We start from the raw sequence: 17,272 nt of genomic DNA, 5'->3' as shown, positions 1-17,272 counted from the left end.
CGGCGATCGGACACGGTGTGCCGGGCCCGGGCGGGCCGGTGGGCGACGGTGGGCGACGGCGTCGGCCTCGCGCGGGGCGCCGGCGTCACGCCGCACAGCGCATGTCTCACGCGCCTCGCGCACCCCCTCCGGCCCCCGGCCTCCGGCTTCCCGGCTTCTCGTGCGGCCCTGACTCAGGCCAGGTCCACCCAGGTGCGCCGCTCGGCGGAGCGGCTCATCGCGTCCAGCGCGGTGGCGCTGCGCACGGCGTCGTCGAGGGTGGCTCCGTGAGCGGTGCCCTCCGCGACGGAGCGCAGGAAGTGGTGGGCCTCGATGACCTTGAGGTCGTCATAGCTCATGCCGCCTGCCGAGCCGGGCTGGAAGGCGGCGTACTCGCCGTGGCCGGGACCGACGTGCCAGGTGCTGACGGGCTGGTCCTGGTAGGCGGTGCCGCGGCTGACGCCGAGTTCGCCCATGCGGCGGAAGTCCCAGAAGACGGCGCCCCTGGTGCCGTGCACCTCGAAGCCGTAGGCGTTCTGCTCGCCGACCGAGACCCGGCATGCCTCCAGGACGCCTCGGGCGCCGCAGGCGAAGCGCAGCAGGCAGTTCACATAGTCCTCGTTCTCCACCGGGCCGGGCTCGCCTCCCGTCGCGCGGGTGTGGCCGGCCGTGGCCCCGGCGGGTCGCGCCCGCTCGGGGATGAACACGGCGGTGTCGGCGGCCAGCGACTCGATCTCGCCCAGCAGGAAGCGGGCCAGGTCCACCCCGTGGGAGGCGAGGTCGCCGAGGACTCCGCTGCCGCCGCGCTCGCGCTCGTACCGCCAGGTCAGGGCGGACTCGGGGTGGGCGGCGTAGTCGCTGAGGAGACGGATGCGGGCATGGGTGACCGCGCCGATCCCGCCCGATGCGATCAGCTCGCGGGCGGCGGCGACGGCCGGCGCGTTGCGGTAGTTGAAGCCCACCGTGCCGCGGACGCCGGCCGCGGCGACCGCGTCGGCGACCGCCCGGGCGTCCTCGGAGGTCAGGCCGACGGGCTTCTCGATCCAGATGTGCTTGCCCGCCTCGGCCATGGCGACGCCGATCTCGCGGTGCAGGAAGTTCGGGGCGGCGATGCTTACCGCCCCGACGCGCGGGTCGGCGGCGATCTCGCGCCAGTCCCGGACCGCCGTGGCGAACCCGTACCGGCCGGCGGCCTCCTCGGCCCGGCCGGGGACCTCGTCGGCGACGGCCACCAGCTCCGGGCGGACGGCCAGCCCGGGAAAGTGGTGCGGCAGCCGGATGTACGCCTGGGTGTGCACCCGTCCCATCCAGCCGAATCCCACGACGGCGACGCCGAGCGTCCTCACCATGACGCACTCTCCTCCGCTGTCCGGGCGGGTCCAGGTGTGTCTTGCCCACACGGAGGTCGCGCATGACATCGCGTGCGTCGGCACCCTGCCGGCGGCCCGGGAGCTCGGGCGCCGGGACCGCCGCGCGCCGGTCAGTCCTCATGGCCGAGTTGCAGGTCCCGTTCCGTCCGTCCGCCGCCCGCCACCTGCAACACCGTGGCAACCGGGGGGTATCCCGCCGCGATGACGGTGTACTCGCCGGAGGACAGGTCGACGAACCGGAACGTTCCGTCGGAACCCGTGGTGAGCGTGTCGACGACGTTTCCCGCGGCGTCCAGCAGCGTCACGCGCGCGTCCTCGACGGGCCGGCCGCCCCCGGCGCGCACGATGCCGCGCAGCACGGCGCCGCCCGCGAGTTCGACGTCCTGCCGGGTCTCGCGGGCGGCCTGCACGGTCACGGGCAGGGCGGCCGGGCGGAAGGCGGGCGCGCTGGCGGCCAGGGTGTACTCCCCGGCCACGAGTTCGGTGATGACGTAGCCTCCCTCGCGCCCGCTGCGCGTGCTGGCGACCACCTCTCCGTGCACGTTGGTGAGCGTGACGGTGGCGTCGCGCACCGGCGTGCCGTCCGCCGTCAGCACGCTCCCCGCGAGCCGCCCGGCGCCGCCGAGCACGACGTCCAGCTCCACCGGGCGCTCCCCGACGGTCACCGAGACCGCCTGCGGCTGGTGGCCGCCGGCCGCGGCGATCAGGACGTACGCGCCGGATCCGGGGGTGGACAGGGCGTACCGGCCGTCCTCGCCGCTCGCGCCCCGCCCGATCTGCTGCCCCGCGACGTCGATGAGGGTGAGCGCGGCGCGGGGCACGACGGTGCCGTCGGGGTGCTGGACCGTGCCGCACACGGGCACCCCCGCGGGGTACGGCGAACGCGCCTGCGGAATCTGGGCCGTGAGCGGGGACTCGACGGGGGCGTTGTGGGACACCAGCGGTTTCTCCTTGAGGAAGAAGGCGATGAGCAGGCCGGCGACGAGCACCGGCACGAGCCAGAGGAAGATGCGCGGCATGGCGTCGGCGTACGCCTCGATGTACGCGCCGCGCAGCGGCGGGGGCAGCGTGTGGACGAGCTGCGGGGTGATGGACTCGGGGTCGGGCAGGGCGGCACCCGCTCGCCGGGGGAGCCGCCGCTCCAGCGCGTCGGAGAGCCGGCCCGCGAACAGGGTGCCGAAGACGGCGGCGCCCACGCTGCCGCCGATCTGCCGGAAGTAGGTGTTGGCGCTGGTCGCGGTGCCCAGGTCGGCGGGGCGCACGGAGTTCTGCACGGCGAGGATGAGGACGGGCATCGCCAGACCGATGCCGACGCCGAGGACGGCCATCCACACGCTGTACTGCAACCGCGGTGTGTCCATGCCGAGCCGGGACAGCAGCCACATCCCGACGGCGGCCAGGGCGCTGCCGAGGACCGGGAACACCTTGTAGCGGCCGGTGCGGCTGACCAGTTGCCCGGAGACGACCGAGGCCCCGACGATCCCGGCCATCATCGGCAGCATCAGCAGCCCGGACCCGGTGGCGCTGGCCCCGTCGACCATCTGCAGGAAGGTGGGGAGATAGCTGGCGGCGCCGAACAGTGCGACACCGATGACCAGGCCCACCAGGGCGGTGACGGTGAAGACCGGATCCCGGAACAGGCGCAGGGGGATGAGGGGTTCGGGCGCGAACCGCTCGACGACGAGGAAGAGGGCACTCGCGAGGGCCGCGCCGGCGCCCAGCCCCAGGATGACGCGCGAGCCCCAGGCGTACTCGGAGCCGCCCCAGCTGGTCAGCAGGACCAGACAGGCCGACGCGGCGGCCAGCAGCAGGGTGCCGAGTACGTCGAGGCGGGCCTTCGTGGAAGGCTTCGGCAGTTTCAGCACGACGGCGACGACGGCCAGGGTGAGCAGGCCGAAGGGCACGTTGACGTAGAAGCACCAGCGCCAGGAGAGGTGGTCGGTGAAGTAGCCGCCGAGCAGCGGCCCGGCGACGGAGGCGAGGCCGAAGACGGCGCCGATCACACCCATGTACCGGCCGCGTTCGCGGGGCGGCACGACGTCCGCGATGATCGCCTGCACGCCGATCAGGAGACCGCCGGCGCCGACGCCCTGGACCGCCCGGAAGGCGATCAACTGGTCCATGGTCTGCGCCCGTCCGGCGAGCGCCGAGCCGATGACGAACACGGCGATGGCGAACTGGAAGACGCCCTTGCGGCCGAAGAGGTCACCGCACTTGCCGTAGACCGGCAGTCCCACGGTGGAGGTCAGCAGATACGCGGTGATCGCCCAGGACATCCGGTCCAGGCCGTGGAGCTCACCGACGATCTTCGGGAGCGCGGTCGCGACGATCATCTGCTCGAGGGCGGCGAGCAGCAGCGCGAGCATGAGGCCCACGAAGACCAGACGCACCCGGCGGGGGGTCAGCGCCGGCTGCTCCTCGGTACCGGCCGGCCGCTGGGGCGTGTCCGGGACCACGGGCGGCACGACCCGCTCGCTGTCCACGTCCACCACAGTCGTCCCGCCCACGTACCGCTCCCCTCGTCGCGCCTGCGCCGCCCATTTCTCGCATTGCGCGACAACCGGGAGCAAGCGCGACGAGTCGCTCGGCGGCCGGTCCACGCGGAGGTATGCGCCGGTCGGAGCCCTACGGCGTACAACCGCGCCGTACGGAAAACCACTCGAAACGGTGAGCGTGAGAATCAGCCGGACGACTGACGAGGTGCGCTCCGGGGCTCGGAGCAGGGGCTCCGCGCCCCCGGAGCGCGGGAGGAGCCGTGACAGTGCCTCAGGTCCGTGCTCCCGGGGGTTACCTCTCCATCTCGGCGGCCAGCTTCGCGAGGACCTCGTCGTAGATCCGGGCGAGGCCCTTGGGGGCGAACGTCCGCTCGAAGAAGCCGCCGATGCCGCCCGCGCCGTTCCAGACGGTGGTGACGACGACGCGGCAACTGCCCTCGCCGGCCGGGGTGACCCGCCAGGTGGTGACCATGGAGGAGTTGCGGTCCTTCTCGACGAGGTCGCCCTCGGCCGGCTCGCTGACCTCCATGAGGCAGTCACGCACGCGCTTACTGGTGGCCTGGAGCTTCCAGTGCACGACGGTGCCCTCGCCGTCGCCGCCCTCACGCACCTCGTACTCGCTGAAGCGCTCGGACAGCAGCTTCCCGCGGGTGCCGCTGTAATCCGCGAGAGCGTCGAACACGTCGTCCGCCTCCGCCGCGATGACCCGCTCCGTCGTGGCCTCGACCTGCGCCATGGCCTCCCTCTTCCTTGTGCGTGTGATGGGGTGTGCGCCATCCCATCACACCCGGGACCGCGGTCATGGAGGGACCGGCACATCGGGGGTCCACGGCGCGCACGACGGCGTGCGCCGCGGCCCCTCACCCCTGCTGACCGGCCGGGATGCGCAGGGCGAGTACGGCCACATCGTCGTCGAACACCTGACCGTGCCCCGCGACCAGTTCCGCGCACAGCCGGCTCGGGGGTGCCGTGGAGAGACGGGCGGCCTCGTCGGCCAGGGCGGTCAGGCCCGCGTCGATGTCCTGTCCGCGGCGCTCCACCAGCCCGTCGGTGAACAGCAGCAGGGTGCTGCCCGGCGGGAGCGGGTGCTCGTGGTCGGACCTGGGCACGGAGGGGTCGACCCCCACGGGGATCCCGTGGGGGGTGGGGGCGAGGTAGGTGCCGGTGCCCTCGGCGCCGATCAGCAGCGGCGGGGGGTGCCCGGCGTTGCTCCAGCGGAAGGTGTACTCCCCCTCCCGGTGCTCGATGCGGCCCAGTACCAAGGTGGCCGTGGGGGGTTCGTCGAACATCGTGAGGGCGCGGTCGAGTTTCGAGACGATCAGACCGGACGGCCCGCCCCGGTCGTAGGCCAGAGCCCGCAGCATGTTGCGGATCTGGCCCATGACGGGCGCGACCTCGACGTCGTGACCGGTGACGTCCCCGATCACCACGCAGACGGCACCGTCCGGCAGCACCAGGGCGTCGTACCAGTCCCCGCCGAGCCGGGGCAGTTCGGAGGCCGGCTGGTAGTGGCTCGCCACCTCGATGGGCCGCAGGTCGGGCAGGACGGGCAGCATGCGGCGCTGGAAGTGCTCGGCGGCACGCTTGACGCGCTCGTACAGACGGGCGTTCTCGATGCTGACGCTCGCGGCGCTGGCCAGCGCGGTCAGCAGGGCCTCGTCGTCGTCGGTGAACGGTGTCCCGTCGTGTTTGTCCGCCAGGTAGAGATTGCCGTACACGGTGCCGCGGACCATCAGCGGAACGCCCAGGAGCGTCCGCATGACCGGGTGGCCGGCCGGGAAGCCGACCGAGCGGGGGTCGGCGGTGACGTCGTCGACCCGCAGGGGCCTGCGCCGGGTGATCAGGCTGCCCAGCAGGCCGTGGCTCTGGGGGAGGCCCAATTCGGCCTTCAGCCGCTCGCCGTCGTCCACGCCCACGGTGAGCAGGTCGACGAACACCCCGTTCTCCCCGAGGACGCCCAGGGCGCCGTAGCGCGCGGCGACGAGGTCGGTGGCCGCGTCCACGATGCGCTCCAGCACGGCCCGGCTGTCCATGTCGGCGCTGATCGCCACCACCGCGTCCAGCAGCCGTCGCATACGGTGCTGTCCAAGGGCCAACTGCCGTACCTGGGCGCTCAGTTCCTCCAGTGACGCGCCGTCGGGCAGCCGTTCGGCCTCCTTGAGTGCGGCGACCACCCGCCCGGCCACGTCCTCCGGCCGCCGCGGATCATCCGGCATGTGGGCACCTCCCGGGACATCGGGAGCCTATGCCGCCGCACGCCCCTCCGTCACGGCCACCCTACGCCGACGACGGGCGGGAGGCGCGCGATCACACGGCACGCCGCCGCGGCCGGGGGCGCGGCGGATCCGCCCGGGTTCCGGGCTCCGCGGCGGCAAGCGGCAGGTGGTGGGCGGTGGGCGGTGGGCGCGCAACCGCGTCGACGCGCCCCCTCATCGCACCCGGATGCGGCGAGGTGCGACGAGGGGGCGTCCGTCCGCGAAGCGGTCCGGGACGGAGACGGGGCCGCCCCGACGATCAGCCCTCGCCCTGCGGCGGCAGCGCGGCGATCAGGGGGTGGTCGCGCTCGATCACGCCCAGCTTGGCCGCGCCGCCGGGCGATCCGAGGTCGTCGAAGAACTCCGCGTTCGCCCGGGTGTAGTCCGTCCACTCGTCCGGCACGTCGTCCTCGTAGAAGATGGCCTCCACGGGGCAGACCGGCTCGCACGCGCCGCAGTCGACGCATTCGTCCGGATGGATGTACAAGGACCGCTGCCCCTCGTAGATGCAGTCCACAGGGCATTCCTCGACGCACGCCCGGTCCTTCACGTCGACACATGGCTGCGCGATCACATACGTCACGGTCCGCTCCTCCCCTCGGCCCGTCGGGCGGGTGCTCCCAGGGCGGGGTTTTTTACGAATACTACATGTAATAATAGGGGTCGCCGGTGCGGGAAGACGGGAAGGGAAAGAGCCGTGACAGCGTCCGAGACCCCCATGCGGGCCACCGGGACCGGCCCGGGCGAACCGCCCGAGGGCAGCGGTCCCGCCGCCCCGGCCCCGCTGCCCCTGTGCGACGTCCGGGCCCTGACCGAGCCGGCCGGCAACCCGGCCGGAGCCCTGTGGAAGCTGGCCGAGGACGGACGCCAGCTCGACGCGAACCTCATCCATCTGCCACCCGGGCAGCGCGTGGGCACCCACGCCGAGCCGGACCTGGACGTCCTTCTGCTGGTCGTGGCCGGCGACGGCGTCCTCGACACCGCTCAAGGACAGCAGCGCCTCGCGGAGGGGGCCCTGTTCTGGCTGCCCCGCGGCTCCTCCCGCAGCCTGGGCGCGGGCGAGGGCGGCCTGTCCTACCTGACCGTCCACCGTCGCCGCCCCGGCATGCAGATCCGCCGCCTGGACCGTTCCGCCGTGCGGCCCCCGCAGTCGGGGACCGACTGAACCGCAGCCGGAGACCGGCTGAGCCCTCGGGAGCTCAGCCCGGCGGGGCGAGGACGCCCTCCCCGGACGCCGGCCCGGCATCGGGGCGGTGAGCCGTCCGGTCACCGGCCGGTGACCGCGGGCCGGTGAGGCACTCCTCGAAGAAGGCGAGGGCGCGCAGGTGGTACGCGCGGGCCGCCCACCCCAGGCTGATGTTGTGGCCCGCGCCCGGCTGCCGCTCGACACGGACGACGGGGGCCGAGGCGAGCAGTGAGGTGATCTCGGCGATGTCCCGCTCCCCGTGCAGCCACCACGCCTCGTGCTCGGCGAAGGTCAGCCGCACGGGGGCGGGGACGCGGGGCGCCAGTTCCTCGAAGATCCCCGTCCAGTGGGGGATCTCGCTCGCCTCGCGGGCCGGCATGGGGGCCACCACGGCACCGATCTCGCGGAACGTCTCCGGCGGATACAGCCGCAGCGGTCCCCAGTTGCGCCCCCAGTGCGCACCGCCGCGGATCCGGCGCAGATCGTCCGGCCCGGCGTCGTAGCGGTGACCGCAGCCCGACACGTCCACCGCGAGCGGCCCGGCACCGCGTGCGGCGGCCATCAGGGCGACTTTGCCGCCGTAGGAGTGCGCCAGCAGGACATAGCCGGCACCGGTGGCATGCCGCGCGGCGAACCGCTCCATGGCCGCCTGAAGCACCACGGCCTGTTCGGCGAGGGTCTGTCCGTCGGGGAGTTGCCGGGCGGACAGACCATAACCGGGCCGGTCCACCGCGAGCACCGTGAAGCCGAGGCGTGCGCCGAGCGTGAGCAGGGACAGATCGGGGTGGGCCTGCCCGTCGAAGTAACCCGCCGTCATACCGCCGCCGTGCACGGCCAGCACGGTGGCGCGCGGTTCCGCGTCGGGCGGCTCGGCGAGCAGACAGGACAGCGTGACGCCCGCGGCCTCCAGCGTGAGGCGGCGCACACCGGCGGACAGGGTCTGCGGCGGTTTCGGCTTCTGCATGCGTCCGTCATGTCATAGTCCGCGGCACCCGGGTGCGGGACGCGCCGACGAGGGCGGCCGGGACACCCCGACGCTCGAACGATCGATCGAATTCCCTGTCGCGATCAAAGGAACACGTGTTCTATTCTGTGGGCCAGTGCTACCGAGGAGGCGCCCATGCGCTGGGACCATCTGACCGAGAACACCGCCACGGTCCGCAACGCCGCACTGTTCGACGCGGACGCGGTGACCACCCGCACCTTCGACACCCCGGAGTTCCGGGGGATCACCTTCCACGAGGTGCGGGCCCGCTCGATCGTGAACCGGGTGCCGGGCGCCTCCCGCATGCCGTTCGAGTGGACGGTCAACCCCTACCGGGGCTGCACGCACGCGTGCGTGTACTGCTTCGCCCGCAAGACGCACAGCTACCTGGACCTCGACACGGGGCTGGGCTTCGACAGCCAGATCGTGGTGAAGGTCAACGCCCCGGAGCTGCTGCGCCGCCACCTCGCCTCGCGCACCTGGCACGGCGAGCACATCGCCATGGGCACCAACGTCGACTGCTACCAGCGGGCCGAGGGCCGCTACCGGCTGATGCCGGGCATCATCACGGCCCTGCGCGACCACGCGAACCCGTTCTCGATCCTCACCAAGGGCACGCTCGTCCTGCGCGACCTCGACCTGCTGAAGCAGGCGTCCGAGGTCACCGACGTCTCCGTCTCCGTCTCCGTCGGCTTCGTCGACCAGGAGCTGTGGCGCACCGTCGAACCGGGCACCCCGGCGCCGGAGCGCCGCCTGGACGTCGTAGGCACCCTGGACGAACACGGCATCGGCTGCGGCGTCCTGATGGCCCCGGTCATCCCGTTCCTCAGCGACCACCCCGCCCAACTTCGCGACACCGTACGGGCGATCGCCGCGGCCGGGGCGACTTCGGTGACCCCGCTGGTGCTGCATCTGCGCCCGGGCGCCCGCGAGTGGTTCATGGCCTGGCTGGAGCGCCGCCACCCCCATCTCGTACGACGCTACGAACGGCTGTACGCGGAGGGCGCCTACGCCCCGAAGTGGTACCAGCGCCGGATCACCGGCCAGGTGCACCAACTGGCCCAGGAGTACGGCATCGGCCCCGCGCACACGGGCTTGCCGCGCAGGGTCCGGCGGCACGCGCCCGAGCCCACGGCACCCGGGCCTGCGGCGGCCGGGCCTGCGGCGGCCGGGCCTGCGGCGGCCGCGGCCGGGCCGGTGGCGGCAGGGCCCGCGGTGGCCGGGCCGGTGGCGGCAGGGCCCACCCAACTCTCGCTCCTCTGACAGCATCTGACGGCATGCGCAGCGCCGCCACGCGACGCGCATCCGAGCGCTTCCCACGGCCCAATCGGGTCAACTCCGGCCCGAACACGTTGTTCCGGGCGGACTTTCCGGGACGATGCGGCGAAGACCCGGCACCCGGGTCCGATCCCTTCCGCCCTGGGAGCCCCGACCATGAGAAGACGCGCAGGAGCGCTGTGCGGGACCGCCGTCGTGCTGGCCGGAATGCTCACCGCCGTCCCGGCCGACGCGAGCCCGCCGCGCGCCACGGACTCCGCGAACAGCGCTGACGCCGCTGACATTGCACAAGGAGCGCCGCTCGCCTGGAAGAAGTGCGGCACCGACGACTACCCGGCGCTCCAGTGCGCGGCCCTGACGGTGCCGCTCGACTACGCGCACCCGCACGGACGGCAGATCACACTGGCACTCTCACGTGTCCCGCACACCGCGGAGACCTCTCAGGGGCCGCTGCTGGTCAATCCCGGCGGGCCCGGCGGCAGCGGTCTGCAACTCGCCGGATTCGTCGCCTCCGCACTGCCCGCGGCGGTCGCGGCGCAGTACGACGTCATCGGCTTCGACCCGCGCGGCGTGGGCCGCAGCACGCCCGCCCTGGACTGCGAGCCCGGCTACTTCGCCCCGGTACGGCCCGACTCCGTGCCCGGCACCCCCGCGCTGGAGAGCGCCAACCTCTCCCGCGTCGTGTCGTTCGCCCGCGCGTGCGCCACCCGGTACGCGAGCGTGCTGCCGCACCTCGACACGGTCAGCGCCGTGCGGGACATGGACGCGATCCGGCAGTCGCTCGGCGCGGAGAAGGTCAGCTACTTCGGCTACTCGTACGGCACCTACCTCGGGGCCGTGTACGCGAAGCTCTTCCCGCAGCGGGTGCACCGTCTGGTGCTGGACTCCGTCGTCGACCCCACAGGCGTCTGGTACGAGGACAACATCCGGCAGGACTACGCGTTCAACGACCGCCACCGGGCGTTCCTGGCGTGGGTGTCCCGCCACGACGGCACATACCGGCTCGGCACCGATCCGGCCGCGGTCGAGGCCGAGTGGTACGCGATGCGGGCGGCGCTGGCCCGGGATCCGGCCCAGGGGAAGGTGGGCGCCTCCGAGCTGGAGGACACCTTCATGCCGGGCGGCTACTACAACGGCTACTGGCCGCACCTCGCCAAGGCGTTCGCGGCCTACGCCAACGACGGGAACGCCGCCCCGCTGGTCGAGGCGTACGACAAGCTGGGCGCGGTCGACTCCGCGGGGGACAACGGCTACAGCGTGTACACCGCGGTGCAGTGCCGCGACGCCTCCTGGCCACGCGCCTGGGTGCGGTGGCGCAGGGACACCTGGGACGTGTACGCCAAGGCACCGTTCATGACATGGAACAACGCCTGGTACAACATGCCGTGCGCGTTCTGGCCCACCGCCTTCAAGCGGCCGGTGGACGTGTCCAACGACGCGCTGCCACCGGCCCTGCTGTTCCAGGCGACCGACGACGCCGCCACACCGTACTCGGGCGCCGTGACGGTCCATCACCTGCTGCGCGGCTCCCGGCTGGTGGTCGAACAGGGCGGCGGCAACCACGGCGTCACACTGAGCGGCAACGCGTGCCTGGACGGCCACCTGGCGGCGTACCTCGCCGACGGCACGCTGCCGCACGGCAGCGGTGAGACCGATGCGACGTGCCCCAGGCTGCCCGATCCGAAGCCGCAGACCACCGAGGCGGAATCCGCCGCCGCGCGCGGTTCGACGCTGCACGGGCTGCTGGGTTCCCGCGGCTGAACGGCCGGTCCGAGGCGATGTCACACCCCTGGTCCACCATGGAGCCATGAGCGAGCTGACCAGGATTCCCGCCCCCGCCGGCGTCACCCCCGCCACCGCCTACACACACGTCGTCCTCGGTACCGGGCGCTTCGCCGCCGTCTCGGGCCAGCTGGCCCTGGACGAGGACGGCGAGCTCGTCGGCGAGGGCGACCCGGCGGCCCAGGCCCGTCAGGTCTTCGAGAACCTGCGCCGCTGCCTGGCCGCCGCCGGGGCCACCTTCGACAACGTGATCAAAATGACCTATTTCGTCACAGACATGGCATACATGCCGGCGATCCGCACGGCCCGGGCGGAGCACATACCCGAGGACCGCCTGCCGGCCTCGTCGGCGGTCCAGGTGGCCGCGCTGGTGGGCCCGCAGTTCCTGATGGAGATAGAGGCGTTCGCGTTGCTGCCCGAATGACACGCGGTGGGCCCGGCCGCCGGGGTCGATGCCGGCCGGGTGGTCACCGCTGTCCGGGGATGCGGGCCAGGGCGTGCACCGCCGCCTCCGCCAGCGCCGGGTGCGCGAGGGCCTCGTTCAGTACGGGGCCCGCCCGTGCGTCCCCGAGTGCGCCGAGCCCTTCGATACAGGCGAGCGCGACCCTTCGGTAGGGATCGTGCGGCCGCAGTCTGCGCCGCAGCGTGGTGATCAGCGCGGGCACGGCCTCGGGGGCGCGCAGTTCGACGAGCAGGCGCACGGGATGGAGGGCGTAGGCGACGCGGAGTTCGTTGGTGGCCAGGGCCGCCGCGGCGCGGGGCGTGCGCGGGTCGCCGAGCCGGGCCAGGGCGTACGCGGCCGAGGCGCAGCGCTGCGGGTCACGGTGGTTGAGCAGCAGGACGAGCGCCTCGAACGCACGCCGGTCCCCCGCGACGCCGAGCCGGAAGGCGACCAGCTCGCGCGCCCACAGCGGCTGCCCGGGCTCGGTCAGCGCAGCGGCCAGCTCGTCGGCGCCGTCCGCCACCACGAGTCGCTCGTACACCGGGGACCCGGCGGCCTCGTCCCGTAAACGCTCCGTGAGCGATCGCCACGCTTCGTCCATGGAGCCGAGCCTAGGGGCGCACCCCGGACGCAGGGACCCAGATCACAAAGTCGGGGGGTGGCGTGCTCGTTACCCACAGGTTAAGCTCAATCGAGCGAGTTACCCACTCGCGGCTCGCAGTGGCCTGGTGACGCAGCCACCGCGGGAACACCTCCCACGCCTCACGGCGGTGGGAGCGCTGGTCGGTTCGGTACATCGTGTACCTCAGCACGACTCGGCTCCGGGACAGGGCCGGTCGGATCGCCGCTCCGGACGTGTGCACGTCCGGCCACGGCACCCGGGCGTGTGCGCTCGTCAGCCCGGTCACACCCGCACCCTCCGCACTGTGTGCGCCTGTCGGCGCATCCAGCCGCGCTCCTCAGTCGTCACCTCATTCCAGGAGTCCCGCGATGGCCACTCCCCTGTCCGACACCCCTCTGTCCCCGCTCAAGACCATAGCCGTGGTCGGCCTCGGCACCATGGGCACCGGCATCGCCGAAGTGCTGGCCCGGGCCGGTCGTGAGGTCGTCGGCATCGACATCAGCGAGGCGGCGGCCACCCAGGCCGTGGCCGCCCTGGACTCGGCCACCGCCCGCGCCGTGAGCCGCGGGCGCCTGACCGAGCAGGAGCGCGGCGACACCCTCGCCCGCTTCCGCACCTTCACCGATCTGCAGGCCGCCGCCGACGCCGACCTGGTGATCGAGGTCGTCCCGGAGTCGTACGAGATCAAGCAGCAGGTCCTCCGGGACCTCGACGGCATCGTGCGCCCGGACACCATCATCGCCACCGGCACCAACGCCCTGTCCGTCACCCGGCTCGCCGCCGACTCGGCGCACCCCGAGCGCGTTCTCGGGCTGCACTTCTTCAACCCGGCGCCGGCCATGAAGCTGGTCGAGGTCGTCTCGTGCGTGCTGACGGCCCCCGCGGCCGTGAGCGCGGTCACCAACCTCGCCCTCGACCTCGGCAAGGAGCCCGTCGCGGTCGGCGACCGGCCCGGGTTCGTCGCCGACGGGCTGCTGTTCGGCTACCTCAACCAGGCCGCCGCGATGTACGAGGCCAAGTACGCCTCCCGCGAGGACATCGACGCCGCGATGAAGCTCGGCTGCGGGCTGCCCATGGGCCCGCTCGCCCTGCTCGACCTGATCGGCATCGACACGGCCCGCACGGTCCTGGAGGCCATGTACGCCGCCTCCCACGACCGCCTGCACGCCCCGGCGCCGATCCTCAAGCAGCTCAGCGAGGCGGGCCTGACCGGCCGCAAGTCGGGGCGCGGCTTCTACACGTACGAGGCGCCCGGCAGCCCGGTCGTCGTGCGGGACGCGCTGACCCCCCTGGAGGGCGGTTCCCTGGTCCCCGGCCGTACGGTCCGCTCGGTCGGCGTGGCCGGTTCCGGCACCATGGCGTCCGGGATCGTCGAGGTCTTCGCCAAGGCCGGCTACGAGGTGGTCCTCGCCGCCCGCAGCGAGGAGAAGGCCCAGGCCGCGAAGGCCCGGATCGGCAAGTCGCTGGCGCGCTCGGTGGACAAGGGGCGGATGACCGCCGAGGCGGCCGCGCAGACGCTCGACCGGATCCGGCCCACGGGCTCCTACGACGACTTCGCGGACGTCGACCTGGCGCTGGAGGCGGTCGCCGAGGACCTGGAGGTCAAGCAGCAGCTGTTCGCCACCTTCGACAAGGTCTGCAAGCCCGGCGCGATCCTCGCCACCACCACCTCCTCGCTGCCGGTCGTCGCCTGCGCCCGCGCCACCTCGCGCCCGCAGGACGTGATCGGTATGCACTTCTTCAACCCGGCGCCGGCCATGAAGCTGGTCGAGGTGGTCCGTACGGTGCTGACCGCGGACGATGTGCACGCGACGGTCCGCGAACTGTGCGGGTCGATCAGGAAGCACCCGGTCGACTGCGGCGACCGCGCAGGTTTCATCGTGAACGCGCTGCTGTTCCCGTACCTCAACAACGCGATCAAGATGGTGCAGGAGCACTACGCGTCGCTCGACGACATCGACGCGGCGATGAAGCTGGGCGGCGGCTACCCGATGGGGCCGTTCGAACTGCTCGACGTGGTCGGTCTCGATGTCTCGCTCGCCATCGAGAAGGTCCTGCACCGCGAGTTCCGCGACCCCGGCCTGGCTCCCGCGCCGCTCCTGGAACACCTGGTGGCCGCGGGCTGCCTCGGCCGCAAGACCGGCCGCGGCTTCCGCGAATATGCCAAGCGCTGACCGGCCCGGCGACTGGTTCCGAGGCGAGGCCGACTGGGGCGGACTGCTCGATCCCGCCGGCAACCCCCCGCCCGCCCAGGGCGGGGGGAACCCGGGACCTGCGCAGCACCCTGCGCACATGCAGTACGTTCGGGTCATGTCCCAGCCCGCCAAGTCCTCCCGTACACCAGCCACGCCCGACGCTCCGGAGAGTGCCGCAGGCACACGTGCCGCGGCCCAGCGGCTCAAGATGCGCCGAGAACTGGCGGCCGCTGCGATGGAGCTGTTCGCCACCAAGGGCTACGAGGCGACCACCGTCGACGAGATCGCGGCGGCCGCCGGAGTGGCCCGGCGCACCTTCTTCCGTCACTTCCGCTCCAAGGAGGAGGCGATCTTCCCGGACCACGACGACACCCTGGTCCGGGCCGAGGCGGTGCTCGACGCGGCGCCCGCGCACGAGCACCCGCTCGACACGGTGTGCCGCGGCATCAAGGAAGTCATGCGGATGTACGCGGCCCGGCCGGAGATCTCCGTACAGCGCTACAAGCTGACACGCGAGGTACCGACGCTGCGCGAGGCGGAGATCGCCTCGGTCGCCCGCTACGAGCGCCTGTTCACCCGCTACCTGCTCGGTCACTTCGACGAGCACGCGCACGACGACGACGCCAACGACGATCCGCTGCTCGCGGAGGTCGCCGCGTCGGCGGTCGTCACCGCGCACAACCACGTCCTGCGGCGCTGGCTGCGGGCCGGCGGCCAGGGTGACGTGGAGGCCCAGCTCGACCACGCCTTCGCGATCGTCCGCAAGACGTTCGGCAACGGCATCGGGGCCGGGCGTGAGGCCGCCCCCCGTACGCCACCGGCCTCCGCGACCACGCAGGGGGAGGTGCTGGTGACGGTGGCCAGGACCGACGTTCCCCTCGACGAGGTGATGCGCGTCATCGAGCAGGCGCTCAAGGAGCGCTCGTAGTCCGTCGGGCGAGGCAGGGTGGCCACGGCCACCACAGCGGGCCGGCGGCGGCACCTGGTGCCGCCGCCGGCCCGTTGCCATGGGCCCGGACGGCGGGTCTGATCGATCATCGCTCATCTGTTACGTAAAGATTTCATCTGAGAGCAACATCTGGCACGCAGTGCCTTGCCGAGTGACACGCCGTGCCATACGGTGAAGAGGTCCGGGCGGCCGGCGTGCAGAGACCTCTCGTACGCCGGCTGTCCCCGCAAGCCACGGCGAGCGCGCCCGGACGCCTGCGTCACAGGCAACTTCCGCGCCACAAAGCGCTGCCACAGCACCACCCCGCCGAACCGACGGCACCCCTCACACCAGCAGCAGCACCGACGTAACCCTCAGCGTCTCCCCTCAAGACGCCATTCGCCGGAGGCACCACCGTGAAGGACATCCTGGACGCGATCCAGTCGGGGACGGCCACGTCCGCCGACTTCGCCGCCCTGCCGCTCCCCGACTCGTACCGCGCGGTCACCGTGCACAAGGACGAGACGGAGATGTTCGCGGGGCTCAGCACCCGTGACAAGGACCCCCGCAAGTCCCTGCACCTCGACGACGTCCCGCTGCCCGAGCTGGGACCGGGCGAGGCCCTCGTCGCCGTCATGGCCTCCTCGGTCAACTACAACTCGGTGTGGACGTCGATCTTCGAACCGCTGCCGACCTTCGGCTTCCTGGAGCGCTACGGAAAGCTCTCCGAGCTGACCAAGCGCCACGACCTGCCGTACCACATCATCGGCTCCGACCTCGCGGGCGTGGTCCTGCGCACCGGCCCGGGCGTCAACGCCTGGAAGCCGGGCGACGAGGTCGTCGCGCACTGCCTGTCGGTGGAGCTGGAGTCCTCCGACGGCCACAACGACACCATGCTCGACCCCGAGCAGCGCATCTGGGGCTTCGAGACCAACTTCGGCGGCCTCGCCGAGATCGCGCTCGTCAAGTCCAACCAGCTGATGCCCAAGCCGGGCCACCTGAGCTGGGAGGAGGCCGCCGCCCCCGGCCTGGTCAACTCGACCGCCTACCGGCAGCTCGTCTCCCGCAACGGCGCCCAGATGAAGCAGGGCGACAACGTGCTGATCTGGGGCGCGAGCGGCGGCCTCGGGTCGTACGCCACGCAGTTCGCGCTCGCGGGCGGCGCCACCCCGATCTGTGTCGTCTCCAGCGAGCAGAAGGCCGAGATCTGCCGGAAGATGGGCGCCGAGCTGATCATCGACCGCAACGCCGAGGACTACCGGTTCTGGAAGGACGAGCACACCCAGGACCCCAGGGAGTGGAAGCGGTTCGGCAAGCGCATCCGCGAGCTGACGGGCGGCGAGGACGTGGACATCGTCTTCGAGCACCCCGGCCGTGAGACCTTCGGCGCCTCGGTGTACGTCACGAGGAAGGGCGGCACGATCGTGACCTGCGCCTCCACCTCGGGCTACCAGCACCAGTACGACAACCGCTACCTGTGGATGTCCCTGAAGCGGATCGTCGGCTCCCACTTCGCCAACTACCGCGAGGCGTGGGAGGCCAACCGGCTCGTCTCCAAGGGCAAGATCCACCCGACGCTGTCCAAGGTCTACTCGCTGGAGGAGACCGGCCAGGCCGCCTACGACGTGCACCGCAACCTCCACCAGGGCAAGGTCGGCGTGCTGTGCCTCGCACCCCAGGAGGGCCTGGGCGTGCGCGACGAGGAGATGCGCGCGAAGCACATCGACGCCATCAACCGCTTCCGGAACATCTGAG

General features: G+C 72.4%; 14 protein-coding genes. 7 read left to right on the top strand and 7 right to left on the bottom strand.

Translation table 11 applies throughout. The features are described 5' to 3' along the window. Nucleotides 1-173: 173 nt before the first annotated feature. From ACZ79I_RS33290 to fdxA, 5 genes are all read right to left on the bottom strand, one after another. Nucleotides 174-1,328: a Gfo/Idh/MocA family protein gene (locus ACZ79I_RS33290; protein ID WP_471502442.1), complete on the bottom strand. Its 1,155-nt coding sequence runs from the start codon at nucleotides 1,326-1,328 to the stop codon at nucleotides 174-176. A gap of 131 nt (nucleotides 1,329-1,459) precedes the next feature. Further along, nucleotides 1,460-3,856: an MFS transporter gene (locus ACZ79I_RS33285; RefSeq protein WP_471502440.1), complete on the bottom strand. Its 2,397-nt coding sequence runs from the start codon at nucleotides 3,854-3,856 to the stop codon at nucleotides 1,460-1,462. 280 nt (nucleotides 3,857-4,136) lie between these two features. After that, nucleotides 4,137-4,580: an SRPBCC family protein gene (locus ACZ79I_RS33280; RefSeq protein ID WP_471502438.1), complete on the bottom strand. Its 444-nt coding sequence runs from the start codon at nucleotides 4,578-4,580 to the stop codon at nucleotides 4,137-4,139. A gap of 124 nt (nucleotides 4,581-4,704) precedes the next feature. Next, a complete protein-coding gene (locus ACZ79I_RS33275; RefSeq protein WP_471502436.1) occupies nucleotides 4,705-6,060 on the bottom strand; it encodes a PP2C family protein-serine/threonine phosphatase in 1,356 nt (451 codons plus the stop codon). A gap of 298 nt (nucleotides 6,061-6,358) precedes the next feature. Continuing rightward, nucleotides 6,359-6,682 carry a ferredoxin gene (fdxA, locus tag ACZ79I_RS33270; protein ID WP_471502434.1) on the bottom strand — a complete coding sequence of 108 codons (324 nt, stop codon included), beginning with the start codon at nucleotides 6,680-6,682 and terminating at the stop codon, nucleotides 6,359-6,361. Nucleotides 6,683-6,817: 135 nt separating this feature from the next. Here fdxA and ACZ79I_RS33265 point away from each other — a divergent pair, with 135 nt between their 5' ends. Next, nucleotides 6,818-7,264: a cupin domain-containing protein gene (locus ACZ79I_RS33265; RefSeq protein WP_471505356.1), complete on the top strand. Its 447-nt coding sequence runs from the start codon at nucleotides 6,818-6,820 to the stop codon at nucleotides 7,262-7,264. Between the two features lie 34 nt (nucleotides 7,265-7,298). Here ACZ79I_RS33265 and ACZ79I_RS33260 read toward each other — a convergent pair whose 3' ends face one another. Then, nucleotides 7,299-8,249, bottom strand: coding sequence for an alpha/beta hydrolase (locus ACZ79I_RS33260; protein WP_471502432.1), 951 nt, complete (start codon nucleotides 8,247-8,249; stop codon nucleotides 7,299-7,301). A 156-nt stretch (nucleotides 8,250-8,405) separates the two neighbouring features. Between ACZ79I_RS33260 and ACZ79I_RS33255 the strand changes: the two genes are divergently transcribed. The 3 genes from ACZ79I_RS33255 (at nucleotide 8,406) to ACZ79I_RS33245 (ending at nucleotide 11,754) form a co-directional block, all read left to right on the top strand. Then, nucleotides 8,406-9,533, top strand: a complete 1,128-nt coding sequence (locus tag ACZ79I_RS33255) for an Rv2578c family radical SAM protein (RefSeq protein ID WP_471502430.1) — start codon at nucleotides 8,406-8,408, stop codon at nucleotides 9,531-9,533. 171 nt (nucleotides 9,534-9,704) lie between these two features. Further along, nucleotides 9,705-11,309: an alpha/beta hydrolase gene (locus ACZ79I_RS33250; protein ID WP_471502428.1), complete on the top strand. Its 1,605-nt coding sequence runs from the start codon at nucleotides 9,705-9,707 to the stop codon at nucleotides 11,307-11,309. A 46-nt stretch (nucleotides 11,310-11,355) separates the two neighbouring features. Continuing rightward, nucleotides 11,356-11,754, top strand: a complete 399-nt coding sequence (locus ACZ79I_RS33245) for a RidA family protein (RefSeq protein WP_471502426.1) — start codon at nucleotides 11,356-11,358, stop codon at nucleotides 11,752-11,754. A 43-nt stretch (nucleotides 11,755-11,797) separates the two neighbouring features. Here the strand turns inward: ACZ79I_RS33245 and ACZ79I_RS33240 are convergent, their stop codons facing one another. Continuing rightward, entirely contained in the window at nucleotides 11,798-12,373 is a 576-nt protein-coding gene (locus ACZ79I_RS33240) for an adenylosuccinate lyase (RefSeq protein ID WP_471502424.1), read from the bottom strand. Between the two features lie 389 nt (nucleotides 12,374-12,762). On the opposite strand from ACZ79I_RS33240, the gene ACZ79I_RS33235 reads away from it, so the two are divergent. From ACZ79I_RS33235 to ccrA, 3 genes are all read left to right on the top strand, one after another. Continuing rightward, nucleotides 12,763-14,568 (top strand): 3-hydroxyacyl-CoA dehydrogenase family protein, encoded by a 1,806-nt coding sequence (locus tag ACZ79I_RS33235; protein WP_471502422.1) that lies wholly within the window; start codon nucleotides 12,763-12,765, stop codon nucleotides 14,566-14,568. Nucleotides 14,569-14,704: 136 nt separating this feature from the next. Further along, the gene (locus ACZ79I_RS33230; protein WP_471502420.1) at nucleotides 14,705-15,517 is read left to right on the top strand and encodes a TetR family transcriptional regulator; all 813 of its coding nucleotides are present in this window, start codon (nucleotides 14,705-14,707) and stop codon (nucleotides 15,515-15,517) included. A gap of 416 nt (nucleotides 15,518-15,933) precedes the next feature. Beyond that, on the top strand, nucleotides 15,934-17,271 hold the full coding sequence (ccrA, locus tag ACZ79I_RS33225; protein ID WP_471502418.1) for a crotonyl-CoA carboxylase/reductase: 1,338 nt from the start codon (nucleotides 15,934-15,936) through the stop codon (nucleotides 17,269-17,271). The last annotated feature ends 1 nt before the right edge of the window (nucleotide 17,272 follow it).

The sequence above is a fragment of the Streptomyces sp. PSU-S4-23 genome (genome assembly GCF_055632315.1).
This window is presented reverse-complemented; position numbering and strand designations above follow the sequence as displayed.